Source organism: Modicisalibacter sp. (assembly GCF_055145905.1).
This window is the reverse complement of record NZ_JBSREH010000005.1, coordinates 36354-62100: the sequence shown is the minus strand read 5'-3', so window position 1 is coordinate 62100 and position 25747 is coordinate 36354. Positions and strand designations below refer to the sequence as shown.

Here is a 25747-nt window from a genome sequence, read left to right as displayed (position 1 = left end):
AGAAAGCGGTGTTCAACCTTCCCACCACTTTATGGATTTTCCTCCAGAATCAATATCCAATAACGCCTCATCATAATGAATATCACCACTGCCTGACATATTGACTTCCTTGCCGCGCACAGCGCCATAGATGGACCCACTCCCAGTCACTTCAACATTAGCTCCCGGTGCATAAATATTGACATATGAATCATTGGCGCCACTCACCTCGACACCTGCATCATTCTTCCCACTAGAGCGGTACGCACTAAAAATTGAAAGAGCTGGCTTCAATTTTCCATCCTGCCCCTTTCTTACCAAAGCATTTGATGTCAGAAGATTTGACCCACCACTCAGAGTCGTCTTACCTGTCACCAGCACCTCAAGAGACGCATCTTTATCAACAACAAGCTGAGTATTATTCCCGATATCAAAATCGCCATTAACCACCAAGACAACGTCGCCTTTCACGCGTATCTTTCGAAGCTTTCCTCCTGTCGAAAGGTCACCGCCAACTTCCATAACCAAACTCTTACCGGCCTCACCAATCACGGTATCCGACGCATCCTTGTTACCCTTTCCTCCCGTCAGGTTAATACCCTTTGAATTACTGGAGTAACAATGTTCACACCCGTGACTATCAAACCAGCCTGGAGCAGTCACCGTGCTATTTCCACTCAAGGTTTCAGAGAAGAACTTCCCAGGGCCGGAGCCATTCTCACCCAAGACTGACAATGCATCGCATTGCCCCTCCCCCTGACTCCCAGAAACTTTTCCCACATTAACGTTACTTCCCTGATGATAAGAACTGGAGGCCAGTTGAGAAAAGGTATCATTATATTGCCACCAACTGGGGTATGAAATGCTTCCACCGGCCCTGACAGACTGAGGTGGACTGCCGGTAGATCCTATATTTACATTGCCTTCAGCGATCACACCGCCATTTGTAACCGAAGAGGAGCTGAAGTCAGCGTTCCCACCTATCTCGATATCCCCTTCCACCTTTCCAGAAGAAGACATATCACCATTGGCGCTCACCTTTCCTTGAACAACTCCGGCGTTACCGACAGTGACATTTCCCATCACACTCAAGTCACCGCCCACCGACTTTCCCGAACCATCCATGCCACCGATCTTCCCGTTGATTTCAGCATTCCCGCCCACGACGGCATTTCCATATAATGGAGTCTGCCCCTTCATGATCAAATCACCAGCAATATTCAAATCGCCATAAATGGGGGAATGGCCTTTCAACTCAAGCCCCGCCCCCGCCTTGATAGTTTTAACTGTAACATTAGATCTCTTTCCATTATAAAAACTTCCAGCATCCTTGCTTACTGTCTCGCCGTAACTCCCTAGCCTTGAGTCATAGCTGTCTATCATTGGCCCACCACTCAGACTCACCCCGTCACACCCAACCAGGCCATCATATGGCGAGGAACTTGGACCACCTTCATTAACTATAAAAACACCGTGTTCTGCAACAGCCTTGCCTTCCGATGAAGGCCCGGAATAAACTCTACCTATTATAGCGTAACCAGCTTTTTCACCCTTTCCATCTTTACTGCATTTTTTAAAAAAAACCTTAACATTCCTCCCTCGACTAGACTCTTCCCAGTCACTTACTTCTTGGTCATCAAAAGATCTAACCAAATTAACGCAGACATCCAGCGCCTTTGTTGGATTTGTTCCATTTAGGGACACGGCTTTCAAAGAAGCCACTGACTCCGCCGCCATCTGCGCCAGCGCATCAGCACGATAGTTGCCGGCCAGCTTCTCGTTGGTCACCCCGCCCTGAAGCCCTGTCACGGCAAGCATCGCGGCCATGACCATCAGGATCAGCACCACGATCAGTGCAGCACCATCCTGTCGATGGGAATAACACCCTGATTTCATTTGCACTCCTTGGGTTTCCTACCTTTTCCCCACGGTGGTCCCTGACGACCCATTGCCTCCCGATGACCCGGAAGAACCATCCTGGCTATTGCCATTTTCCTGCGCAGTATCGATTGCGGCAGTACGGTTTGTTACCCGAAACGTGAAGGTCGAGTGGTCAGCATCGCCGGCCACCCCGGGGGCCAGCTTCAGGGTCACCTGATAAGTCGCGTCCCCGATGGATATCACGCCGAAGGCCTTTGCCTCATCGGCTAAATCACCGAACATAACCTCCTCGTTGCGCAGCAGCTGCTCGGTGTCCGTGTCGACTCGATAGTCAACCGGCTCGTCATCGATGCTCAGCGTCAGGGGATCGGTACCCGACACGTCGACACTGTCGGCGCGGCGAATATCCCCCAGCACCCGATTGGCAAAGAAACTCAGGTTCGCCTGACGTTGACTCAACTGACTGATGCGCTCGAACTGACCGCGCACCAGCTGGAACACCTCGCCGGCGCCCAGCAGGATCAATGAGCCGATCAGCAGGGCCACCATCAGCTCCACCAGCCCCAGTCCCGTCTGGCGCATCATGCGCCCTCCCCGAGGTTCGGCAGACGTACCGTATAACTAAAAGACTGTCGGCTGGATTCGTCGGGGGTAGCACGCCCTTCATCCCAGCTTACAGAGATGTCATAAACGCAATCATCGTTTTCCCTTGGGCTTACAGGGTTTTCACCAATTCCCGGAAGCCACTGCCCCCACTCAGGCGCCCACTCATTCTTCATTTGATCTTCCCAGTCCGCAGTGCTCGGATCTGGACACGCGGAATCATCGGCCAAACCTTGCCAGAGCCGCTCCTGCAGGTCCTGAGCAGCCAGCGTGGCAATGGTCCGTTGATAACCCATATGCGTGCTCTGCAGGGCCTTGAGCTGCATGCCCGCCACGCCCAGCAGGCCGATAGCAAGGATCAGCAGCGCCACCAGGGCCTCGATCAGCGAGAAGCCCCTGTCGCGCCGACCACCTTTCCTGACCACGACATGCTGGAAGCCGCTCATTGCGCGCTGATGCCCCCCGACTTCGAAATGGAAAATCCGGCACTGTTTTGAGTCGCGGTATTCGTGACCACGAACTCGCAGGACGTCGACTGGTCGCCGCAATTGGTGCGCTCGCCCAGCTCGCCAAACGTCACGCTCCGGCCGGAAAGGGAGAGGCCGTCCAGCGAGCCGCTGCGTGTCAGCGCTCGGTTCTCGGCGTCAACACTCAGCGTCCAGTCCGAGTCGGTCACCTCGAGTTCCAGAGAGACCTTCGCATGCTGCGTGATGGCCGCGCTGCGCGCATAACGCACCCCGGCCAGTATCTCGTTGTAGGTGCTCGCCAGGCGATTGTCGCCCAGCAACCGATCGAATCCCGGCACCGCGATGACGGCCAGAATGGCGGCAATGGCCAGCACCACGATCAGCTCGAGCAGCGTGAAGCCATTCTCAAGCCCCTTACTGCCAGCCACAGGAGGCACCGTCCGTCGCGTTCTCGAGAAGGCGTTTGCCGGATTGCTTTAGGACCAGGGTTCCGCAACGATCGCCGGCCTGCGCCGATCCTGCCTTTGGTGATGCCTCGAGCCGGTACTTGGAAGCCGAGGGCGTGGCGATGGTCAGCGTGTAGTAGTCGCCCACCGAAAAACTGCCGCTCGGGCAACTGTCCGCTTGATAGCTATAGTGTTCGGTAAAGCAGCGCTCCAGCCGATTCGCCGTATCGAGCAGCGCCGTCTTGGCCTCGTTGCGCCGGGCGTCCTGAACGTGGCGGATATAACTGGGATAGGCCACCGCCGCCAGGATGGCCACGATTACCATGGCGATCATCACTTCCAGCAGAGTGAACCCTCTGGCATTTCGCCGCATGACGTCACTCATCCGTTATCTAGCGTTTCATTATGTATCAATACTGCCAGACTGCCACCCGACATCCATAAAAAAAGTCGGGCCGAGGCCCGACTTCGAAAACTGGCGCCAGCTGCGTTCAGCCGCTGGCGATGACCCGTTCGCGCAGCTCCCGGGGCATCGAGAAGGTGATCGTCTCCTCCTGGCCAACCAGCTCCTCGGGCGCCTCGGCGCCGAGTTCACGCAGCCGGGCGACGACGCCCTCCACCAGCACCTCGGGAGCGCTAGCACCGGCGGTGATGCCGATCGTGGCGACGCCCTCGAGCCAGGCCGGGTCGATCTGCTCGGCGTCGTCGATCAGCCGCGCCGTGCTGCCCATGCGTTCGGCCAGCTCGCGCAGGCGGTTGGAGTTGGAACTGTTGACGCTGCCCACCACCAGCACCAACTCGGCCGCCTCGGCCAGCTCGCGTACCGCATCCTGGCGGTTCTGGGTGGCGTAGCAGATGTCGTCCTTGCGCGGCCCGGCGATGGCGGGAAACTTGTCGCGCAGGGCGTCGATCACTCGGGCGGTGTCATCCATGGACAGCGTGGTCTGGGTGACGAAGGCCAGCTTCTCGGGGTCACGCACCTCGAGAGCCGCCACGTCCGCCTCGTCCTCGACCAGGTAGATCGCGCCACCGTACGAGGTGTCATAGCGACCCATGGTGCCTTCCACCTCGGGATGGCCGGCGTGGCCGATCAGGATGCACTCCTGGCCGCGCCGCGCGTAGCGCAGCACTTCCATGTGCACCTTGGTGACCAACGGGCAGGTAGCGTCGAACACCTTGAGCCCCCGCCGCTCGGCCTCCTGCTGCACGGCGTGCGAGACGCCGTGGGCGGAGAAGATCACGGTGACGTCGTCGGGCACCTCGTCGAGCTCGTCGACGAAGATGGCGCCCCGGTCGCGCAGGCTTTCCACCACGTAGCGGTTGTGGACCACCTCGTGGCGCACGTAGATGGGCGGGCCGAGCACGTCGAGCGCCCGGTCGACGATGTCGATGGCGCGATCGACGCCGGCACAGAAGCCGCGGGGATTGGCCAGCTTGATCTGCACGGGGGTAGCTTGCATGGTTTCCTTGCCTTGATGCTTGAGCACCTGCCTATGGACAGCGGGAAAGCGCTGAATTCCGTCGCGAGCGCAACAGGAAGTCAGCGTTTTCCTAGTGGGTGGTGGCGGGCTTTACGTCGATCACCTCCACCGCGAAGGTCAGGGTACGCCCCGCCAGCGGATGGTTGAAGTCGACCTCGACGCGCTTCTCGCCGATCTCGGCGATCACCCCCGGCAGCTCGCCGCCGGCCGGGTCGGCGAATGACATTACCAGCCCTTCTTCCAGTTCGTCGGTATCCGCGAAGCTGTCGCGGGGGATCGACTGCACGTTCTGCGGATTGTGCTGGCCGAAGCCATGCTCGGGGGTGATGGTGAAGCGCCCCGTCTCGCCCGCAGCCATTCCCTGGATGGGCTGCTCGAAGCCCGGCGGCAGGTTGCCGTCGCCCACCTGGAAGGTGGCCGGCTGCTTGTCACGGGTGGAGTCGACCACCGTGCCGTCCTCGAGCTCGAGGGTGAAGTGCAGGGTGACTTCCATGCCGTCACCGATCCGATAATCGCTCATGCTCACAGGCTCGCTATGCAGAATGTCACGCCCGGGAACGCCGGACGTCACGCAGGGATTCGACGATCAGCCCCAGCGCGCCCAGGGTGATCGCGGTATCGGCCAGGTTGAAGGCGGGGAAGTAGTGGCTCCCCCAGTGGAAGGACAGGAAGTCCACCACGTAGCCATGCACCAGCCGGTCGTAGAGATTGCCCAGGGCGCCGCCGATGATCAGCGCCAGCGCGGCGGCCATCAGGGTCTCGCCGCGCTTCAGGCGGGTCAGCCACACGGTCAGGCCCGCGCTGGCCCCGACCGCGATCAGCGCGAACAGCCAGCGCTGCCAGCCGTCGTGGCCGGCCAGGAAGCTGAACGCCGCGCCGGGATTGTGCAGCAGGGTCAGGTTGAACACCGGCAGCACCTCGACCGGCCGGGCGTAGGTCAGCAGCGCACTGGCCAGCAGCTTGCTGCCCAGGTCGAGGATGATCACCAGCGCCGACAGCAGCAGCCAGCGCAACGGTTGCCGCATGGGCACGGCCTCGCCTTCGCGACGCGTCATCGCCTGCTCCTTCACGAGGAAATCCCCCTGGACTCGATTGCCGCGCCCGCCTCAGGCATAGCGGCGAACCTCGCCGGAGCCGTCCGGCAGGTTGCTGATGCAGCGCCCGCACAGGTCCGGATGCTCGGCATGCGTGCCGACGTCCGGGCGATGGTGCCAGCAGCGCTCGCACTTGGCATGCGCGCTGGCGGCCACCGCCACGGCCAGCCCCTCCAGCTCGGTGGCCTCGGCGTCGTCACCGGCGGCGTCCCGCGAGGCCAGATGCACCTCGCTGGTCAGCAGCACGAAGCGCAGCTCGTCGCCCAGCCGGCCCAGCGTCTCGCGCAGGGCGTCGTCGGCGTAGAGGGTGACCTCGGCGGACAGCCCGCTCTTGATGCGCTTGGCGTTGCGGGCGTCCTCCAGGCACTTGTTGACCGCCTGCTTGACCTGCAGCACCCGCTCCCAGAACTCGCGGTCGAACGCGGCACCGTCGTCGAGGGTCGCCAGGCCGTCGTAGAAGGTCTCGAGCAGCACGCTCTCGCGACGTTCGCCGGGGATGTGCTCGTAGATCTCCTCGCCGGTGAAACTCAGGATCGGCGCCACCCAGCGCGCCAGCGCCTCGACCACGTGATACAGCGCGGTCTGGCAGCTGCGCCGCGCCAGCGAGTCGGCCTGGGTGGTGTACTGGCGATCCTTGATCACGTCCAGATAGAAGCCGCCCAGCTCCCGCGAGCAGAAGGTATGCACCTGCTGGTAGACCTCGAGGAAGCGGTACTCGGCATAGGCGGTCTCGATGCGCGACTGCAGCTGCGCGGCACGATCGATCACCCACTGGTCCAGCGCCAGCAGGTCGTCGAAGGCCACGGCGTCCCGTGCGGGGTCGAAGCCGTTGAGGTTGGCCAGCAAAAAGCGCGCGGTGTTGCGGATGCGCCGGTAGGCGTCGGCGGTGCGCTTGAGGATCTCGTCGGAGACCGCCATCTCGCCGGAGTAGTCGGTGGAGGCCACCCACAGGCGCAGGATATCGGCGCCCAGCTTGTCCATGACCTCCTGCGGGGCGATCACGTTGCCCACCGACTTGGACATCTTGCGGCCGTGGGCGTCGACGGTGAAGCCGTGGGTCAGCAGCCCCTTGTAGGGCGGATGGCCGTCGATCGCACAGCCGGTGAGCAGCGAGGAGTGGAACCAGCCGCGATGCTGGTCGGAACCTTCCAGGTACAGGTCGGCCCGGGGCCCCTGGGCATGGCCGAGGGCGTGGGAGCCACGCAGCACATGCCAGTGGGTAGTGCCGGAGTCGAACCACACGTCGAGGGTGTCGGTGGTCTTCTCGTAGTCGGCGGCCTCGTCGCCCAGCAGCTCGGCGGCGTCGAGCCGGAACCAGGCGTCGATACCCTCGGCCTCGATGCGCTGCGCCACGGCCTCCATCAGTTCCAGCGTGCGCGGATGCAGCTCGCCGGTGGCCTTGTGCAGGAAGAACGGGATCGGCACGCCCCAGTTGCGCTGGCGCGAGATGCACCAGTCGGGGCGGTTGGCGATCATGCTGTGCAGCCGCGCCTTGCCCCAGGCCGGAATGAACTGAGTGGCCTCGATGCCCTCCAGGGCGCGTTCGCGCAGGGACTTGCCGTCCTCGCCGCGAATGTCCATGCCCACGAACCACTGCGCGGTGGCGCGGTAGATCACCGGCGTCTTGTGGCGCCAGCAGTGCATGTAGCTGTGGGTGATCTTCTCGTGGGCGAGCAGCGCGCCGACTTCCTCGAGCTTGGCGACGATCTGCGGATTGGCCTTCCAGATCAGCTGGCCGCCGAAGAACCCTAGATCGTCGGCATAGACGCCGTCGCTCTGCACCGGGTTGCGGATCTCGTCGAAGTCCATGCCGTAGGCGCGGCAGGTGACGAAGTCGTCCTCGCCGTAGGCCGGCGCCGAGTGGACGATGCCGGTGCCCGCGTCGGTGGCCACGTAGTCGCCCAGGTAGACCGGCGACAGGCGGTCGTAGAACGGGTGCCGGAAGCGCAGGTTCTCGAGCCTCGCCCCGGTGGTGACCGCTAGCGGCTCGCCGCTCAGCCCGAAGCGCTCGAGGCTGCTCTCGACCAGGTCCTCGGCGAGCACCAGCAGGCGTTCGCCGGTATCGACCAGCGCGTAGTTCACCTCGGGGTGCACGTTGAGTGCCTGGTTGGCGGGGATGGTCCAGGGCGTGGTGGTCCAGATCACCACCGCCGCCGGCTTGCTCAGGGCGTCGAGACCGAAGGCCTCGGCCAGCGCCGCGGCGTCCTCGGCAGCGAAGGCCACGTCGATGGCGTCGGACTTCTTGTCGGCGTACTCGACCTCGGCCTCGGCCAGCGCCGAGCCGCAGTCGAAGCACCAGTTGACCGGCTTCAGGCCCTTGAACACGTAACCGTGGCGGACCATCTCGGCCAGCGCCCGTACCTCGCCCGCCTCGTTGGCGAAATCCATGGTGCGGTACGGGTGTTCCCAGTCGCCCACCACGCCCAGGCGCACGAAGTCCTTGCGCTGGCCGTCGATCTGCTCGGCTGCGTACTCGCGGCACAGCGCGCGGGCCTCGTCCGGCGGCAGGTGCTTGCCGTGCAGCGTCTCGATCTTGTGCTCGATGGGCAGCCCGTGGCAGTCCCAGCCCGGCACGTAGGGCGCGTCGAAGCCGGCCAGGCCCTTGGCCTTGATGATGATGTCCTTGAGGATCTTGTTGACGGCGTGCCCGATGTGAATGCTGCCGTTGGCGTAGGGAGGGCCGTCGTGCAGCACGAAGGACTCGCGATCCCGCCCCGCCTCGCGCAGGCGCCGGTAGAGGTCGAGTTCCTGCCAGCGCTGGATGCGCGCCGGTTCCCGCTTGGGCAGGTTGCCGCGCATCGGGAAGTCGGTTTCTGGCAGGTTGAGGGTGTGCTTGTAGTCGCTCATAGCCTTGGGTCAGCCGTCATCGTTGTCGGCGGACGCGTCCGCCGGAAAATCGGAAGTCATGGAACCCGGCGCCAGCGGCGCCGAGGCCAGCTCGGAGAGACACGCTCCGCCGTCATGCCCCGGGGCGACGGCGTGTTGACGAAAGTAGGCCCGCGCGCGCGCCTGATCAAGGGTGATCTGGTGCTTGAGCGCCTCGAGGCCGTCGAAGGTCAGCTCGCCGCGCAGCCGGGCACAGGGCAGCACCTCGATCACCTGGCCGTAGAGGTCCTCGTCGACATCGAACAGGTGGACCTCGAGTACCGGCCGCGAGGCCCCGACCGTGGGCCGCCAGCCGATGTTCGCCACCCCCGGCAGGCAGCGCCCGTCGGCCAGCCGGGTGAGCACCGCGTAGACGCCGCGCAGGGCGAGCGGCCCGGGCAGCAGCGGCACATTGGCGGTGGGCACGCCGATGGTGCGTCCCAGCTGGCGGTCGGCGACGACGCGGCCGGTGAAGCGGTAGGGCCGGCCCAGCAGCCGCGCGGCCTGATAGAAGTTGCCGCTGGCCAGCAGCGTGCGGATGCGGGTGCTGGAGACCCGCTCGTCGTCGAGCAGGAAGGTCCGGGTGTGCTCGACCCCGAACCCCTCCTGTTCGCCGATCTCGCGCAGCAGGGCGAAGTCGCCGCGCCGGTCGCAGCCGAAGCGGAAGTCGTCGCCCACCACCAGGTGACGCACGCCCAGCCCCTCGATCAGCACGCGGTCGACGAAGGCCCGGGCGGTCAGGCTGCGCAACGCCTCGTTGAAGGGCAGGCAGACGATGCGCTCGGCGCCGTGCTCGGCGAGCAGGCGCACCTTGTCGCGCAGCCGGGTCAGCCGCGGCGGCGCCTGGTCGCCGGCGAAGTACTCGCGTGGCTGCGGCTCGAAGATCACCACGGTCACCGGCAGCGCCAGCGCCCGCGCCCGGTCGCGCAGCTGGTCGAGGATCGCCTGATGACCGCGATGCACGCCATCGAAGTTGCCGATGGTCGCCACGCATCCCCGGTGATGCGCTTTCAGATTGTGCAGACCGCGGATCAGTTGCATACGTCGCTCGGGCATCATCAAATCGTCGATTATAACGAAGGGGATGGGGCTTGACAGCCGCCATCACCCCTGCAGGCGAAAGTCACGCAGGCGCACCCCGGTCGCCCACAGCCAGGCAAAGTAGGTCGCGGCCCCGCCGACCACCAGGGCCGCGAGCCAGGCCGCGCGGCGCCAGACGCTCCAGTCCAGCCACACATGCCAGTCCGGCGACAGCCACCACAGCCCGCCCACCATCAGGGCGCAACCGCCCGTCAGCTGCAAGGCATAGCGCCCCCAGCCGGGCTGGAAGACCAGCACGCCGCGCCGGCGCAACCCCCGGGCCAGCAACCCGGCATTGACGAAGGCCGACGCCGAGGTGGCCAGCGCCAGCCCGGCATGCGCCAGCGGCAGGATCAGCGCCAGGTTGAAGGCCATGTTGGCGACCATGGCGACGATGCCGATCTTCACCGGCGTGGCGGTGTCCTGGCGGGCGAAGTAGCCCGGCGCCAGCACCTTGATCAGCATGAAGGCCACCAGCCCCAGCGCATAGGCGCGCAGGCTCCTCGACGCCATGACGATGTCGTGGTCGGTCATCGCCCCGTAGTGGAACAGGCTGACCAGCAGCGGCTCGGCGAGCACCACCAGCGCCAGCGCCGCCGGCAGGCCCAGCAGCAGCACGGCGCGCAGCGACCAGTCGAGCATCTTCGCGAAATGCTCGCGGGACTGCTCGGCATGGCGCTTGGACAGTGCCGGCAGGATCACCGTGCCGATCGCCACGCCGAACACCCCCAGCGGCAGCTCCACCAGCCGATCCGAATAGTAGAGCCACGACACGCTGCCCGAGGCGAGCAGCGAGGCCAGCACGGTATCCAGCAGCAGGTTGACCTGCGACACCGAGACCCCGAACAGGGCCGGCGCCATCAGCCACAGGACGCGCCGCACGCCGGGATGGCGAAAGCGCGGCCAGGGCCGCGGCAGCAGCCCCTGGCGCGCCAGGAACGGCACCTGAAAGGCCAGCTGGGCCGCCCCGGCGATCAGCACCCCCCAGGCCAGCGCCATCGACGGCACCGCCATCCACGGGGTCAGCCACACCGCGGCGCCGATCAGCGCCAGATTGAGCAGCACCGGCGTGAAGGCCGGCACGGCGAAACGGTTCCAGGTATTGAGCACGCTGCCGGAAAACGCCGTCAGCGAGATCAGCAGCAGGTAGGGAAACGTCAGCCGCAGCATGTCGGCGGTCAGCGCCAGCTTCTCGGGGTCGCGGCCGAAGCCCGGCGCGAACAGCCAGGCCAGCCAGGGCGCGGCCAGCATGGCCAGGGCGGTAAGCAGGGCCAGGACCAGCGTCAGGCTCCCCGATACCGCATCGAGCAGCTCGCGCACCTCCTCGCGGGTACGCCGCGTGGCGTACTCGGAGAGCACCGGCACGAAGGCCTGATTGAAGGCCCCCTCGGCGAACAGCCGGCGCATGAAGTTGGGGATCTTGAACGCCACGAAGAAGGCATCGGCGCCGCTGCCGGCCCCGAACAGCGCGGCGATGGTCACGTCGCGCACCAGCCCCATCACCCGCGAGAGCATGGTCATCATGCTGACCACCAGCCCCGAGCGCAGCAGCCCCCCGCGACGCGACGCCGCCTTGCCCGGGGCGGACTCGGGGCCGCCGTCGCCGGCGGCCGGACCGACGCCGGTCACGTCATCGGCACTCACGCGGCGACCGGACTGCGCTTGCTGCTCGGCCATCACGACTCCTTGCTGACCCTCACGCCACCGGGTGCCCCGCACGCGGGTGGCACGCACAAAAAAACCGGCCGAAGCCGGTTTTTCGAGAACCCGTGACCGTCGGGCACGCCGACGGTCATCGGCTCAGCGACACCGGCTCAGGCAGCCAGCGCCTTGATCCGCTTGTTGAGACGGCTCTTGATGCGGGCCGCCTTCTTCTTGGACAGCGCATCCTTGTCGGCGATGCGGTCGATGACCGGCTGCGCCGCCTTGAACGCGTCCATGGCCTGGGCGTGGTCGCCGGTCTGGATCGCCTTGATCACACGCTTGACGTAGGTCCGCACCATGCTGCGCTGGCTGGCGTTGTGCTTGCGACGCTGTTCCGCCTGGCGCGCGCGCTTCTGGGCTTGCTTGGTATTCGCCACCGTAATCTCCTTGGAGAATCGCTAAATTCGGTAGATAAGTCTTTGACCGGCTTCGACTCTTCGGATCCGCCGAAGCGGTTTGGCCGCTCAACAACCACGGGCCATGTCTGAGAGGATGCGGCATTCTAGCACGGCGCCCCGGGGCTTGCCACAGCCCGCGCGGTGCCTGAATCGAGCGACAGCACACTTCCATCGGCAAGGGTCATCCGAAAAGGCGGTGGGAGACGGCCAGCCAGGCAGTGGGAGCGACTTCAGTCGCGATGAAGCCGCCACCGGGCCGCCGCTGTCGGGGATGAATCCCCTCCCACAGAATACTCCAGCAGGCCAGTCAGCCTGGATTAACCGGGCGGAAGCCCCCGCAAACAACCTGATGAATTTACACAGCTACAGCACCACCAGGTTGTCGCGATGGATCAGCTCCGGGGCTTCCATGTAGCCGAGGATCGCCTCGATCTGGTGACTCGGCTGGCCGAGCAGGCGCACCGCCGCGTCGCTGCCGTAGTTGACCAGCCCCTTGGCCACCCGCTCGCCCTGCTCGTCGACGCAGACCACCATGTCGCCGCGCACGAAGTGCCCCTCGACGGCCCGCACCCCCACCGGCAGCAGGCTCGAGCCGCGATCGCGCAGCACGCTCACCGCACCGGCATCCAGGGTCAGGGTGCCGCGTACCTTCAGCTGCCCGGCCAGCCAGCGCTTGCGCGCGGCCAGCGGCGCGTGCTCGGGCCGCAACAGCGTGCCCAGTCGGTCGCCGTCGATCAGCCGGGTCAGCACGTCCGCCTGGCGACCGCTGGCGATCGCCGTCACCGCCCCGGAGCGCGCCGCCAGCCGGGCCGCGCGGATCTTGGTGGTCATGCCGCCCCGCCCCAGCACACCGCCGCCGCCGGCCATGGCCGCCAGCCGCGGGTCGTCGGCGCGCCCCTCGGGGATCAGTGCGGCCTGCGGATTGTGGCGTGGGTCGGCGTCGTAGAGACCTTCCTGGTCGGTGAGAATGACCAGGGCATCGGCCTCGAGCAGGTTGGCCACCAGCGCACCCAGGGTGTCGTTGTCGCCGAAGCGGATCTCGTCGGTGACCACGGTGTCGTTCTCGTTGACCACCGGGATCACCCGCAGGTCGACCAGGGTGCGCAGCGCGGAACGCGCGTTGAGGTAGCGCTTGCGGTTGGACAGGTCGTCGTGGGTCAGCAGCACCTGGGCACTGCGCAGCTCGTGGCGAGCGAAGTGACCCTGATAGCACTGCGCCAGGCCGGTCTGCCCCACCGCGGCGGCGGCCTGCAGCTCGTGGACCGCCGAGGGGCGCACGCTCCAGCCGAGCTGCGCCATGCCCGCCGCCACCGCGCCGGACGAGACCAGCACCACCTCGATGCCGCGGGCATGCAGCGCGGCGATCTGGTCGACCCAGTCACCGATGGCCGGCTCATCGAGGCCGCGTCCGTCATCGGTCAGCAGCGCACTGCCGATCTTCACCACCACGCGCCGCGCGCCGGTCAGCGCCTCGCGTCCCGGCGCCCGCTCGTCGTTGCTCTGCATCCTGTCCTCGACTCGATCATTACCAGCTACCCCAACTGAGCGAGTACAGCCGGTTCGTCAGGGGGCGTATTCGACCTCGACATCGTAATCATCGTCGTCGAGGTCGTCATCGTCGTCCACGTCCTCGTGGGCCGGCTTGCGCTTGCGGCTCAGCCGCGACTCGGCACGCGCCACCGCCTCGGCCTCCATGCGCTCGCGCATCTCGCGTTCGCGCTCGGCGACCCCCTCGTCCTCGGTCTCGAGGATGCGCTGGTCGGTCAGCCAGCGATGCACCGCCTCCACCAGCGGCCGCGTGCCCTCGGCGGCGATCGCCGAGATGCGGAACACCGGCCCTTCCCAGGCCAGCGCGGCGATGATCGCCTCGGCGCGCGCCTCGCGCTCTTCCTCGGGCAGCAGGTCGAGCTTGTTGAGCACCAGCCAGCGCGGCCGTTCGGCCAGGGCCGGCGAGAACTGCTCGAGCTCGCGGGCGATCGCCCGGGCCGACTCGACCGGGTCGGACTCGTCGAACGGCGCCACATCGACCACGTGCAGCAGCAGCCGCGTGCGGGTCAGGTGCTTGAGAAAGCGCAGCCCCAGCCCGGCACCGTCGGAGGCGCCCTCGATCAGCCCCGGCACGTCGGCCATCACGAAGTGCTCGTGGGTGCCCAGCTTGACCACCCCGAGATTGGGCACCAGCGTGGTGAACGGGTAGTTGGCGACCTTGGGCTTGGCGGCCGAGACGGCACGAATCAGCGTCGACTTGCCGGCATTGGGCATACCCAGCAGACCAACGTCGGCCATCACCTTCATCTCGAAACGCAGGTTGCGCCGCTCGCCCGGCGTGCCCGGCGTGGTCTTGCGCGGCGCGCGGTTGGTCGAGGACTTGAAGTGGATGTTGCCCAGCCCGCGGCGTCCGCCCTGGGCGACCAGCACGACCTGGCCGGGCTCGGTGACGTCGGCGATCACCTCGAGGGTGTCCTCGTCGATCACCGTGGTGCCCACCGGCACCTTGACGTGCAGGTCGTCGCCGGCCTTGCCGCTCATCTGGCGACCCTGCCCCGGCTGGCCGTTCGGGGCCTTGTAGAAGCGCTGATACTTGAAGTCGATCAGGGTGTTCAGCGCGTCGTCGCCGATCAGGTAGACGCTGCCGCCGTGGCCGCCGTCGCCGCCGTCCGGCCCGCCCTTGGGCACGAACTTCTCGCGGCGGAAGCTCAGGCAGCCCTTGCCACCGTTGCCGGCCTCCACGATGATCGATGCTTCGTCGACGAATTGCATTGGACACTCTCCCGACGGCACAGGCCGTCATGATACAAGAAGGCCCCGCCATGGCGGGGCCGGATGGCGAGGCCTTCCTGCGTCGGTTCGCGGCGGTCTCAGGCGGAGACGACGCTCACGAACTTGCGGTTCTTCGGACCCTTGGTCTCGAACTTGATCACGCCTTCGTCCAGGGCGAACAGGGTGTGATCCTTGCCGATGCCGACGCCGGTACCGGCGTGGAACTTGGTGCCGCGCTGACGCACGATGATGTTGCCCGGCGCGACGGCCTGGCCACCGAACAGCTTGACACCCAGACGCTTGGATTCGGAGTCGCGACCGTTACGCGTACTACCGGCTGCCTTCTTGTGAGCCATTGCAAATACCTCGCTCGTTCGGGGGAGTACTGCCGCTTACGCGGAGATCCCGGTGATCTTGACTTCCGTGAACCACTGACGGTGGCCCTGACGACGCATGGAGTGCTTGCGACGACGGAACTTGAGGATGTTGACCTTCTCGCCACGACCGTGGGACACGACTTCGGCGGTCACCTTGGCACCATCGACCAGCGGCGCGCCGACCTTGACGTCGTCGCCGTCGGCGACCAGCAGCACCTGGTCGAAATCGAGGCTGTCGCCGGTGGCCACTTCAAGCTTCTCGAGCTTCAGGGTCTGGCCTTCCTGGACGCGGTACTGCTTACCGCCACTCTTGATAACAGCGTACATGTTGCTCTCCAGACACTCATCGGGGGATGGGCTCTTCATCGACCTGCGGCGAGTGGCGCCCCTTCCGGCAGCCATCTGACAGGGAGCATGATGAGTAGGGTCGCGGATTATAACCGTCGTCGACCACGCCGGCAAGGGGGCTCGACCGGGCGCCACGCCCCGCGGCGCCTCGCCTTGACGCCTCCTACCCCCCCTCATAGCATAGCGACAAGCCTAGGCTGGCCCCGGGCTCGACTGCCACGCGGTTGCCGGGTGCACAGAGCCTCGTCCATTCCACGACGACGCCCTCGGCCAGCGCCCGGCGCTTGCCGGGCCCCAACTCCAGGACCACAGCCCACGACATGCAACCCAACGCATCGCCCATTCATGCCGCGGTGGCCGAGGATTTCGCCGCCGTCGATCGCACGGTACTCGACCAGCTTCATTCCCGGGTACCACTTGTCGAGACCATCGGTCAGTACATCATCGACAGCGGCGGCAAGCGCCTGCGCCCGCTGCTGGTACTGCTGTCCGCACGCGCGCTGGACTACGCCGGCGACGCCCATATCCGTCTGGCCACGCTGATCGAGTTCATGCACACCTCGACGCTGCTCCACGACGACGTGGTCGACGAGTCGAGCCTTCGCCGGGGCCGTACCACCGCCAACGAGAACTGGGGCAACGCTCCCTCGGTGCTGGTCGGCGACTTCCTCTACTCCCGCTCGTTCCAGATGATGGTCGAGATCGGTTCGATGCGGGTCATGCAGATCCTCTCCGCGGCCACCTGCACCATTGCCGAAGGCGAGGTGCTGCAGCTGACCAACGTCGGCAATCCCGACGTCGACGAGGCCGCCTACTTCGAGACCATCACCGGCAAGACGGCGATGCTCTTCGAGGCCGCATCCCACAGCGGTGCCGTGCTCGCCGGCGCCACGCCGGAGCAGGAAGAGGCGCTGCGTCTTTACGGCCGCCATCTGGGCCTGGCCTTCCAGCTCATCGACGACCTGCTCGACTATCAGGGCGACGCCGGCACCATGGGCAAGAACGTCGGTGACGACCTGGCCGAGGGCAAGCCGACCCTGCCGCTGATCCACGCCATGCGCGAGGGCAACGCCGATCAGGCCGCGCTGATCCGCAAGGCGATCCGCAAGGGCGGCCTCGATTCGCTCGACGAGGTGCTGGCGATCGTCGACGAAACCGGCGCGTTGGAGTACACCCGGCAGCGCGCCGAGGACATGGCCGCCAAAGCCCTGGCCCAGCTCGAGGCACTGCCTGCCAGCCGCTATCGCGACACCCTCGCGACCCTGGCGCACCTGGCCGTCGAACGCAAAGCCTGAACAAGGGGGTTGCCAAGCGCGCCGCGATGCGTATAATGCAGCCCCGTTGAGGCACACGCCCAGCGACACGGAGTATAGCTCAGCTTGGTAGAGCGCTGCCTTCGGGAGGCAGAGGTCGTAGGTTCGAATCCTGCTACTCCGACCAAAGAATCCAGTAAAAACGGCCACTTAGCTCCTCGGAGCAGTGGCCGTTTTTCGTTGCCGAGCATTCAGGTAGCAAATAGGCAGCAGCCGGCGACATCGCGCCAAGTCAGCCTTCAGCCCTCCCCGAAACCGCTGTCCGCCCCAACCGGTTCGTCCATATTGTCCGCCAGCACGCCCCCTTCCTCAGCTACAGCAAGGCTCATCCCAATCAGCCGTAGCCTTCCTCCCCCAAGTTTGATGTGATAGATGCCAATTTTTATGGCTGTCTACTACAGCCGGCTCACCGCATCCAGGGAACCGCAGTACATGATCCTCACGCTCAACCAGCTCGAACGGCACCTGTTCAAGGCCGCCGATATTCTGCGCGGCCGCATGGACGCCTCGGAGTTCAAGGAATACATCTTCGGCATGCTGTTCCTGAAGCGCTGCTCGGACGTCTTCGAGCAGCGCCAGGAGGAGGTCCACGAGCAGCTCAAGCAGGCCGGCAAGAGCGAAGTGGACATCGCCCAGGTCATCGAGATGCCGAGCTGGTACAAGGCCACCTTCTACGTGCCCGAACAGGCGCGCTGGCCCTACCTGCTGAAGGAAGCCCACCAGGGCGTCGGCAATGCGCTAAACAAGGCGCTGGCCGGCCTGGAGGAGCACAACCCCAGCCTCGCCGGGGTGCTCGAGCACATCGACTTCACCCGCAAGGTGGGCTCCACCACCCTGCCGGACAAGAAGCTCCGCGACCTGATCGTCCACTTCAGCGAGTACCGCCTGCGCAACGAGGACTTCGAGTTCCCCGACCTGCTCGGCGCCGCCTACGAGTACCTGATCCGCGACTTCGCCGACTCCGCCGGCAAGAAGGGCGGCGAGTTCTACACCCCGCGCCCGGTGGTTCGCATGATGGTGCGGCTGATGGACCCCCAGGAGGGCCACAGCGTCTATGACCCCTGCATGGGCTCGGGCGGTATGCTGATCCACGCCAAGGAGTACCTCGAGGAACAGGGCGGCGATCCTCGCCGGCTCAACCTCTTCGGCCAGGAGGCCTCCGGCTCGGTGTGGGCCATCGCCAAGATGAACATGCTGCTGCACGGGGTGAGCAGTGCCGACCTGCGCAACGACGACACCCTCACCGACCCGCAGCACGTAGAGGGCGGCGAGCTGGTGCGCTTCGACCGCATCCTCACCAATCCCCCCTTCTCCATCGGCTATACGCCGAGCCAGAACTTCCCCGAGCGCTTTCACTACGGCAGCGTGCCCGAGGGCGCCAAGAAGGCCGACCTGATGTTCCTGCAGCACATGATCGCCTGCCTCAAGGCAGACGGTCGCCTGGCCACCGTCATGCCCCACGGCGTGCTGTTCCGCGGCGGCGACGAGAAGCGCATCCGCGCCGGCCTGCTCGAGGACGACCTAATCGAGGCGGTGATCGGCCTGGCCCCCAACCTCTTCTACGGCACCGGCATCCCGGCGAGCATCCTGGTGCTGCGCGCCAAGGGCGCCAAGCCCGACGAGCGAAAGGGCCGGGTGCTGTTTATCAACGCCGACCGCGAGTTCTATGAAGGCCGCGCCCAGAACCACCTGCTGCCCGAGCACATCGAGAAGATCGCCAGTACCTATGAGGCCTTCTCGGAGGTGCCCGGCTTCGCCCGGGTGGTGCCGCTCGAGGAGCTGCGCGACAACGACTACAACCTCAACATTCGCCGCTACGCCGATAACACCCCGCCGCCGGAGCCCCAGGACGTGCGCGCCCACCTCAAGGGTGGCGTGCCGGTGGCCGAGATCGACACCAGGCGCCCGCTGTTCGATGCTCAGGGCCTCGACCCCATGGCGCTGTTCATGCCTCGGGCGGGCGACCTCGACTACGTGGACTTCGCCGAGCGCCTTGCCGAGAAGCGCGACCTCAAGCCCGCCATCGAGGGCGACGCCGGCCTGGCCGACAAGGAGGCCAGCGTGATGGCCGCCTTCGAGGCCTGGTGGGCCAAACACGGCGAGAGCATTACCACCCTCTCCGGCAATGGCGGCCGCCTCACCCGGCTGCGCGACGAGCTGCTGGGCAGCTTCACCGCGGCCCTGGAGCCCACCGCCATGCTCGACCGCTTCGCGGTGCGCGGCATCATCGCGGGCTTCTGGTTCGACAACAAGAACGAGTTCCGCACCCTGCAGGCCCGCGGCTGCCTGGGCGTGGTGGATGCCTGGCGCACCAGCATCGTGAGCCTGCTGGAAGACGAGCAAAGCAAAGCCAACCCGCTGGATCACCGCCTGGTGCACTTCCTGCTGGAGGACTACGTAGCCGAGCTGGAGGAGCTGGCCGCCCGCAAGGCCGAGCTGGACGCCCGCATCAAGGCCGCCGAGGCCAAGCCCGAGGGCGACGACGGCGACGATTCGGAAGCTAGCGACGGCGAGGAGGACGACGACACCCCCACCGAGGCCGATATCAAGGCCTGGAAGAAGGTGCGTACCCAGGTGCGCAAGGACCACAGGGCCATGTTGGTGAACTTTGAGACGCGCCTGAACCAGGCCGTGGAAGCCTTGGAAGAGCAAGCAGCTGCCGAGCTGGTCGGCACCATCCTGCATAACGACCTCAAGGGCATCCTCGAGCGCTATATTCGCCAGCAGCGCCAGCAGGTGATTGCCGCCTTCGAGACCTGGTGGGACAAGTATCGGGTCACCTTGGCAGACATCGAGGCCGAGCGTGACGACGCCGCCCGCGAGCTGCAGCAGTATCTGGGGGAGCTGGGGTATGTTTGAGCCACTCGGGAAGCTGGTCAGGCTCGAATATGGGCAAGCATTATCTTCCGACAAAAGATCTGGATATGGCTACCCAGTCTTTGGTTCGAACGGTGTTGTAGGCCACCACGAATGCCCCTTGGTCACTGGCCCCGGCATTGTTATCGGCAGGAAGGGAAGTGTTGGCAAAGTTGCTTGGTCTGATACCAGCTTCTGGCCAATTGACACCACCTATTATGTTGAATCTCAAGGCTGCGATATTTCATGGGCTTATCGAGTACTGGATTGGCTTCCACTTCAAGTCCTAGACACCTCAACGGGTGTCCCGGGCCTAAACAGAAACGATGTTTATGAAATTTCTGTTTTTGTCCCGCGTAAGAAAGAGCAGGCGGTAATAGCGAAAGTCCTCGACACCCTCGACACCCAGATCCAGAAGACGGAGGCGCTGATCGCCAAGCTGGAGAAGGTCAAGGAGGGCCTGCTCCACGACCTGCTGACCCGCGGCATCGACGAGAACGGCCGGCTCCGTCCCAGCCCCGAGCAGGCGCCGGAGCTCTACAAGAAGTCGCCGCTGGGGTTGATTCCGAGGGAGTGGGAACTATGCACAGTTGGTGGCCTTGGCTCATGGAAGGGTGGTAGCACTCCATCAAAGTCTAACCCCGGTTTTTGGCCAGAGTCAGGAATCCTTTGGGTTTCCCCCAAAGATCTAGTTGGTGATGAGATTGACGAGACAGAAGATAAAATATCTGAACTGGCAGCCCACTCTTCAAACCTTTTTATTTTCCCCGCCGGATCAGTGCTAGTGGTTTTCAGAAGCGGAATTTTGAGGAAGCGGCTGCCGGTCGTCAGGGTCGGCAAGAACTTTACCATAAACCAAGATATAAAAACCTTAATCCCTTCTGAGGGTGTTGCTGGGGAGTTTGTAAAATACTTGCTTCAGGGCAATGCAGATCGAATCCTGATGAAGTCAGTCAAGGCAGGGACCACCGTAGAGAGCTTGGACTATAAGTTTTTCTCCTCTTATGGGGTGGCACTACCGAGAAAAATTGAACAACATAAAATTTCAAAAATCATGAAAAACATGGAAGGACGCATAAGTTCTGAGCGAGCTTTAATAAAAAAACTGAAGGAGGATAAAGCCGGTCTCATGGACGACCTCCTTACCGGCCGCGTCCGCGTCACCCAGCTTCTCGCCGAGGCCCAAGCCACCACCCCGGCATAGACCGGGACGCTTACAACAGCATCACAACATCAGGATCACATCGCAAAGGGAACCGCCATGACCACCTTCGACAGCACCAAGCGCTCGCTGCCTGAGCTGCTCAAGGACATCACCACCGGCAAGATTCAGCTCCCCGACTTCCAGCGTGGCTGGGTGTGGGACGACGACCACGTGAAGAGCCTGCTGGTCAGCATCGCCCGCTCCTTCCCGGTAGGCGCGGTGATGCTGATGGAGACCGGCGGCGAGGTGCGTTTCGAGACACGGCCGGTCGAAGGCATCGACGCCGATGGCGTGACCAAGGACCCCAACCAGCTGATCCTCGACGGCCAGCAGCGCCTCACCAGTCTGACCCAGGCGGTGGGCCTGCCCATCCCGGTGGATACGCGCACCGCCAAGGGCAAGCCCATCAAGCGTCACTACTATTTCGATATTCAGAAGGCACTGGCAGGAGAAGACCAGCTCGATGACGCTATCGAGGCCGTAGATGAAAATCGTCAGGTTCTTACTAACTTTGGTCGAGATGTGAAGCTGGACCTCTCCAGTCGCAGACTCGAATGCGAGCAACTGTTCTTCCCCTGTGATCAGATCATCAACTCCGATGACTTCGAGGAGGCCCTGCAGGAGTACGCCCCGGAGAACTTCAGCACCTACATGAAGTTCCGCAAGGAGGTCATCAACGCGTTTCGCTCCTACCAGCTTCCAGTAATCGAGCTAAAGAAGGAGACCTCCAAGGAGGCCGTCTGCCTGGTGTTCGAGAAGGTGAACACCGGCGGCGTGCAGCTCTCGGTGTTCGAGCTAATCACCGCCAGCTACGCCGCCGAGGGCTACAACCTGCGCGACGACTGGTTCGGTTCCGACATCCGCCAGGTGGCGTCCCGCAAGGCACGCTTCGAGGCGCATGAGCTGCTCAGGGATGTGCAGAGCACCGACCTGCTCCAGGCCATCACCCTGCTGCACACCCGCGAGCGCAAGCTGGAGGACCTCAAGGCCGGCAAGACGGGCAAGCAGGTGCGCCCGGTCAGCGCCAAGCGCGCCTCGGTGCTGGACCTGCCGTTGTCGGCGTACAAGCACTGGGTCGATGAGGTCGAAAAAGGCTTCGTCGAGGCGGCCCGCTTCCTGCTCGGCGAATGCTTCTACAGCCGCCGCGAGCTGCCCTACGGCACTCAACTGGTCCCCCTGGCCGCAGTCATGACTCTGCTGGGCAACCGCTGGCGCGAGCCGCGCATCCACGCCAAGCTCTCGCGCTGGTTCTGGAGCGGGGTGTTGGGCGAGCTCTACGGCGGTGCGGTGGAGACCCGCATCGCCCTGGACCTGGAAGAGCTGATGAACTGGTTCGAGGACGACAGCCAGGTGCCACGCACCGTGACGGACGCCTCCTTCGACCCGACCCGGCTGGAGTCCCTACGCAGCCGCCTGAGTGCCGCCTACAAGGGCATCAATGTGCTGATCCTTCGCGAGGGAGCCAAGGACTTCTTCTGGAAAGGCGACATCCAGCAGCTGGATACGCAGGGGGTCGAACTGGACATCCACCATATCTTTCCGCGGACCTGGTGCGAGGCGCAGGGCATACCGCCGCGGGTCTACGATGCGATCATCAACAAGACCCCGATTTCCTATAAGGCCAACCGTATGATCGGCGGTGACGCGCCCTCCCAGTACCTGACCGCCCTGCAGGGCCACGAACAGGTCCAGCTCGATGACGAGGCGATGAACGCCCTCCTCGAGGGCCACCGCCTCCCCGCCGCGACGCTGCGCGCCGACGACTTCGACGCCTTCTACCAGCAGCGCAAGCGCCGCCTGCTCGAGATCATCGAGAAGGCCATGGGCAAGAAGCCGCTGGCAGGCGCCGATGAGGAGGGGGAAGACTGACCCATGGCCACCGACCTCTCACGTAGCCTGAATGCCCGCAAGGCACTGATCTTTCGCATTACGCATCGCGATAATCTGCCATGGCTACTGGCGAACGGGCTCTACTGCCGTTCGGCCGCGGAGCAGGACCCCGGATTCGTCACGATCGGCAATCGCGATCTGATAGGACGGCGAGCGACTCGAGAGGTCCCCATGCCACCTGGCGGCACGCTCAGCGATTACATTCCTTTCTACTTCACACCCGCGTCTCCGATGCTGCTCAACATCGTGACAGGGCGTGGCGTGCCTATCCAAAGCAAGCAGGACATCCTCGTGCTGGTCTGCTCACTGCCGCGTATGCAGGAAATGGGACTGCCCTTCGTCTTCACCGACCGCCACGCCTATCTACCCCTGGCCCGCTTCAGCAACCGGCTGGAGGATCTCGCGGAGTTCGTCCCCTGGCAGCTGTTGCAGGCGCAGGACTTCCGTCGAGATCCAGAAGACCCGGAGAAGACTGAGCGATACCAGGCCGAGGCGTTGGTACATCATCATCTGCCGGCCTCTGCACTACTTGGCGTTGGCACGTATACTGACGAGGTGCGAGTCGCTGTAGAAACACAGGTAGCAGCACACCAGCTTCCGCTGAAGGTGGTGACACGCCCCAACTGGTTCTTCCGATGATTGAGTACACCCGTGGCAACCTCCTCGAGGCCGACGTCGAGGCACTGGTCAACACCGTCAACACCGTCGGTGTGATGGGCAAGGGCATCGCCCTGATGTTCAAGGAGGCGTTCCCCGAGAACTTCGCCGCCTATGAGGATGCCTGTAAGCACCAGCAGGTGGTAACGGGGCGCATGTTCGTCACCCAGCGGGACGCCCTGATGGGGCCGCGCTGGATCATCAACTTCCCGACCAAGCAGCACTGGCGCGCCAGGACGCGAATGGAGTGGATCGAGTCCGGTCTGGAGGACCTCAAGCGAGTGATCCGAGAACAGGACATTCGCTCCATCGCCCTGCCCCCGCTGGGTTGCGGCAACGGGGGGTTGGAATGGGACCAGGTACGCCCGCGTATCGAGGCTGCTCTCGGCGACCTTGGTGATGTGCGAGTGCTTGTCTTCGGGCCGACCCGCGAATACCAGAATGTCGCCAAGCGCTCGGGCGTCGAGAAGCTGACTCCGGCGCGGGCACTGATCGCCGAGCTGGTGCGCCGCTATTGGGTGCTGGGCCTCGAGTGCTCACTGCTGGAAGTCCAGAAACTCGCCTGGCTGATGGAACGGCGAATCATCGCTCACGGCCTGGAAAACCCTCTCAGGCTCGAGTTCCAGCCGCACCGCTATGGTCCCTACTCCGATCGGCTACGGCACTTGCTCAACGGCCTGGATGGCAGCTACCTCCACAGCGAGAAACGCATCAACGATGCCACCCCTGATGAGGTGGTCTGGTTCGACGAGTCCCGCCGAGAGCGTGTCAGCGCCTACCTGCGCAGCGCCGAAGCACACCCCTACGCCGAAGTACTCGAAGAAGTCGATGCACTGATCGACGGCTTCCAGTCGCCGCTGGGAATGGAAGTGTTGGCGACGCTGGACTGGCTCATCAGCCAGGAGCATGTCGAGCCAACCGTCGAATCCATCAAGGAGGGCTTGCGACATTGGCCCGATGACATTGCCGGCCAACGCAAGTTGCGGCTGTTTTCGGACCGCCTGATCGCGCTGGCGCTCGAGCGACTGACGGATGGAGGAGGTGTTCACATACCTTTGATCGCCGAGTCATAGGACGATATGACAGCGGTCTTCGAACGGGAGGGAGGGGATCGTGGCGGAAGATGCACCGGTTACACGTATCGATCGCGAACGGCTATATGAAAAGGTGTGGTCATCGCCCATGAGCCATCTGGCTCGCGAGTATGGTGTAGCGAGCCAACGGCTGAAGGATCTATGCGACCAGGCCGAAATACCCACGCCTCCCGCAGGCCACTGGTCGCAAGTGGCGGCTGGAAAGGCCGTGATTCGGCCACCGCTTCCCGAAGCGCCCGGCGATACCAGTACCGTGGTCATTGCGCCTCCCCCCTCTCGCAGCAAGATATCGCCCCGAACTGATACACCAAAGGCGGCTGGTAGAAAGGCCAGGCCTGCTCCGACATCGACGCCTGAGTCGAAGAAGAAGGCACCCGCCAAGTCAGGTCCCAGCTTGAGTGTTCCGGCACAACTGAGAAAGCCTCATCGCATCATCGCCGGCTGGCTGGAAGACCATAAAAGAAGAAAGGAAGATGGTCGTCGGGATCCACTGCTCAACTGGTCTTCACCTCCCTTTACCCCGATAGATCGACGCCGACAGCGGATTCTCGACACCCTTTTCAAGGCCATCGAGAAGGCAGGCGGCAAGGCAATGGAGGAAGAGCGCAAGAAGTTGGCTATCGAGCTTCAGGGGGAGAAGATCCCCATCCAGCTTCGCGAGAAGAACCGGCAGATTCGGCGCCCCTTGACGGCAGAAGAAAAACGCTGGAGCTGGAATGCCGGTAAAGACTGGAAGCCGGAGCTTCAACCGACTGGGCGGCTGGTCTTCGAAATCAAGCGCTATCTACCCACAGGCTTCAGGCATGAGTGGCTGGAAACGGATGAAGTGGCGCTGGAAGCGTGTCTCCCGGAGATTTTCGAGACGTTGACGAAGGCCGCACCGCTGCTGGTGCTTGAAACACAGCAGCGGCTGGAGAAGGCGCGGCTTGCCAGAATTGCCGAACATGAACGCTATCTTGCTGAGCAGGCGCGTCAACGCGACGACAATCAATGGCAGCGGTTTCTGGAGCTGGCGGATACCTGGCAGCGCCATGAGCGCGCCCGTCATTTTTTTCTGGCTCTGAAGCAGCTTGATCTTGAATTGGATACCATGATCGGCGAGACATCGCTGGGCGAGTGGCTGGCCTGGGTCGAGCACAGACTGGAGGCCGGGAATCCGCTGAATCAGGGCATCGCCACCTTGTTTGCCGATATCGAAAATGTGACCAGCTACACCTATTCTCGGCAGCGCAGGCAGTGGTAGTAGCGTG

At 64.0% G+C, this 25747-nt stretch carries 23 protein-coding genes and 1 tRNA gene; 8 read left to right on the top strand and 16 right to left on the bottom strand.

The genetic code is table 11. From position 1 onward, the window contains the following. Positions 1 to 12 precede the first annotated feature (12 nt). The 16 genes from ACTCB7_RS04000 to rplU all read right to left on the bottom strand — a co-directional run bounded on the left by ACTCB7_RS04000 (position 13) and on the right by rplU (position 15462). The gene (locus tag ACTCB7_RS04000; RefSeq protein WP_463005641.1) at positions 13 to 1875 is read right to left on the bottom strand and encodes a DUF7305 domain-containing protein; all 1863 of its coding nucleotides are present in this window, start codon (positions 1873 to 1875) and stop codon (positions 13 to 15) included. Positions 1876 to 1893: 18 nt separating this feature from the next. Further along, on the bottom strand, positions 1894 to 2445 hold the full coding sequence (locus ACTCB7_RS03995; RefSeq protein ID WP_463005640.1) for a prepilin-type N-terminal cleavage/methylation domain-containing protein: 552 nt from the start codon (positions 2443 to 2445) through the stop codon (positions 1894 to 1896). Then, positions 2442 to 2909 (bottom strand): type IV pilus modification protein PilV, encoded by a 468-nt coding sequence (gene pilV, locus ACTCB7_RS03990; protein WP_463005639.1) that lies wholly within the window; start codon positions 2907 to 2909, stop codon positions 2442 to 2444. Before pilV ends, ACTCB7_RS03995 begins: the two co-directional genes overlap by 4 nt. Next, on the bottom strand, positions 2906 to 3358 hold the full coding sequence (locus ACTCB7_RS03985) for a GspH/FimT family pseudopilin (protein ID WP_463005638.1): 453 nt from the start codon (positions 3356 to 3358) through the stop codon (positions 2906 to 2908). Before ACTCB7_RS03985 ends, pilV begins: the two co-directional genes overlap by 4 nt. Then, the gene (locus tag ACTCB7_RS03980) at positions 3345 to 3749 is read right to left on the bottom strand and encodes a type IV pilin protein (protein ID WP_463005637.1); all 405 of its coding nucleotides are present in this window, start codon (positions 3747 to 3749) and stop codon (positions 3345 to 3347) included. Before ACTCB7_RS03980 ends, ACTCB7_RS03985 begins: the two co-directional genes overlap by 14 nt. Before the next feature lie 118 nt (positions 3750 to 3867). After that, positions 3868 to 4836 carry a 4-hydroxy-3-methylbut-2-enyl diphosphate reductase gene (gene ispH, locus ACTCB7_RS03975; RefSeq protein WP_463005636.1) on the bottom strand — a complete coding sequence of 323 codons (969 nt, stop codon included), beginning with the start codon at positions 4834 to 4836 and terminating at the stop codon, positions 3868 to 3870. A 91-nt stretch (positions 4837 to 4927) separates the two neighbouring features. Next, a complete protein-coding gene (fkpB, locus tag ACTCB7_RS03970; protein WP_463005635.1) occupies positions 4928 to 5377 on the bottom strand; it encodes an FKBP-type peptidyl-prolyl cis-trans isomerase in 450 nt (149 codons plus the stop codon). A 25-nt stretch (positions 5378 to 5402) separates the two neighbouring features. Then, a complete protein-coding gene (gene lspA, locus ACTCB7_RS03965; protein ID WP_463005634.1) occupies positions 5403 to 5912 on the bottom strand; it encodes a signal peptidase II in 510 nt (169 codons plus the stop codon). 51 nt (positions 5913 to 5963) lie between these two features. Next, positions 5964 to 8798: an isoleucine--tRNA ligase gene (gene ileS / locus ACTCB7_RS03960; protein WP_463005633.1), complete on the bottom strand. Its 2835-nt coding sequence runs from the start codon at positions 8796 to 8798 to the stop codon at positions 5964 to 5966. Positions 8799 to 8807: 9 nt separating this feature from the next. Further along, positions 8808 to 9857, bottom strand: coding sequence for a bifunctional riboflavin kinase/FAD synthetase (ribF, locus tag ACTCB7_RS03955; protein ID WP_463005652.1), 1050 nt, complete (start codon positions 9855 to 9857; stop codon positions 8808 to 8810). A gap of 63 nt (positions 9858 to 9920) precedes the next feature. Further along, the gene (murJ, locus tag ACTCB7_RS03950) at positions 9921 to 11420 is read right to left on the bottom strand and encodes a murein biosynthesis integral membrane protein MurJ (RefSeq protein ID WP_463005651.1); all 1500 of its coding nucleotides are present in this window, start codon (positions 11418 to 11420) and stop codon (positions 9921 to 9923) included. Between the two features lie 290 nt (positions 11421 to 11710). Continuing rightward, positions 11711 to 11977 (bottom strand): 30S ribosomal protein S20, encoded by a 267-nt coding sequence (gene rpsT, locus ACTCB7_RS03945; protein WP_163650588.1) that lies wholly within the window; start codon positions 11975 to 11977, stop codon positions 11711 to 11713. A 384-nt stretch (positions 11978 to 12361) separates the two neighbouring features. Beyond that, positions 12362 to 13504 (bottom strand): glutamate 5-kinase, encoded by a 1143-nt coding sequence (gene proB, locus ACTCB7_RS03940; protein ID WP_463005632.1) that lies wholly within the window; start codon positions 13502 to 13504, stop codon positions 12362 to 12364. Positions 13505 to 13561: 57 nt separating this feature from the next. Continuing rightward, positions 13562 to 14758: an Obg family GTPase CgtA gene (gene cgtA, locus ACTCB7_RS03935; protein ID WP_463005631.1), complete on the bottom strand. Its 1197-nt coding sequence runs from the start codon at positions 14756 to 14758 to the stop codon at positions 13562 to 13564. A 98-nt stretch (positions 14759 to 14856) separates the two neighbouring features. Further along, positions 14857 to 15114, bottom strand: a complete 258-nt coding sequence (rpmA, locus tag ACTCB7_RS03930; protein ID WP_463005630.1) for a 50S ribosomal protein L27 — start codon at positions 15112 to 15114, stop codon at positions 14857 to 14859. 36 nt (positions 15115 to 15150) lie between these two features. Continuing rightward, positions 15151 to 15462, bottom strand: coding sequence for a 50S ribosomal protein L21 (gene rplU / locus ACTCB7_RS03925; protein WP_163650584.1), 312 nt, complete (start codon positions 15460 to 15462; stop codon positions 15151 to 15153). Positions 15463 to 15803: 341 nt separating this feature from the next. Here rplU and ispB point away from each other — a divergent pair, with 341 nt between their 5' ends. From ispB to ACTCB7_RS03885, 8 genes are all read left to right on the top strand, one after another. After that, complete coding sequence (gene ispB / locus ACTCB7_RS03920; protein ID WP_463005629.1) at positions 15804 to 16778, top strand: octaprenyl diphosphate synthase; 975 nt, start codon at positions 15804 to 15806, stop codon at positions 16776 to 16778. Positions 16779 to 16846: 68 nt separating this feature from the next. Continuing rightward, positions 16847 to 16923, top strand: a tRNA-Pro gene (locus ACTCB7_RS03915). A 305-nt stretch (positions 16924 to 17228) separates the two neighbouring features. After that, a complete protein-coding gene (locus tag ACTCB7_RS03910) occupies positions 17229 to 19655 on the top strand; it encodes a type I restriction-modification system subunit M (RefSeq protein ID WP_463005628.1) in 2427 nt (808 codons plus the stop codon). Further along, positions 19648 to 20856: a restriction endonuclease subunit S gene (locus tag ACTCB7_RS03905; RefSeq protein WP_463005627.1), complete on the top strand. Its 1209-nt coding sequence runs from the start codon at positions 19648 to 19650 to the stop codon at positions 20854 to 20856. The genes ACTCB7_RS03910 and ACTCB7_RS03905 overlap by 8 nt, the downstream gene beginning before the upstream one ends. A 57-nt stretch (positions 20857 to 20913) precedes the next feature. Continuing rightward, complete coding sequence (locus ACTCB7_RS03900) at positions 20914 to 22725, top strand: GmrSD restriction endonuclease domain-containing protein (RefSeq protein ID WP_463005626.1); 1812 nt, start codon at positions 20914 to 20916, stop codon at positions 22723 to 22725. Positions 22726 to 22728: 3 nt separating this feature from the next. Then, entirely contained in the window at positions 22729 to 23385 is a 657-nt protein-coding gene (gene darT / locus ACTCB7_RS03895; protein ID WP_463005625.1) for a type II toxin-antitoxin system toxin DNA ADP-ribosyl transferase DarT, read from the top strand. After that, complete coding sequence (gene darG, locus ACTCB7_RS03890; protein ID WP_463005624.1) at positions 23382 to 24476, top strand: type II toxin-antitoxin system antitoxin DNA ADP-ribosyl glycohydrolase DarG; 1095 nt, start codon at positions 23382 to 23384, stop codon at positions 24474 to 24476. The genes darT and darG overlap by 4 nt, the downstream gene beginning before the upstream one ends. Before the next feature lie 40 nt (positions 24477 to 24516). Next, positions 24517 to 25740 (top strand): hypothetical protein, encoded by a 1224-nt coding sequence (locus ACTCB7_RS03885; protein ID WP_463005623.1) that lies wholly within the window; start codon positions 24517 to 24519, stop codon positions 25738 to 25740. The last annotated feature ends 7 nt before the right edge of the window (positions 25741 to 25747 follow it).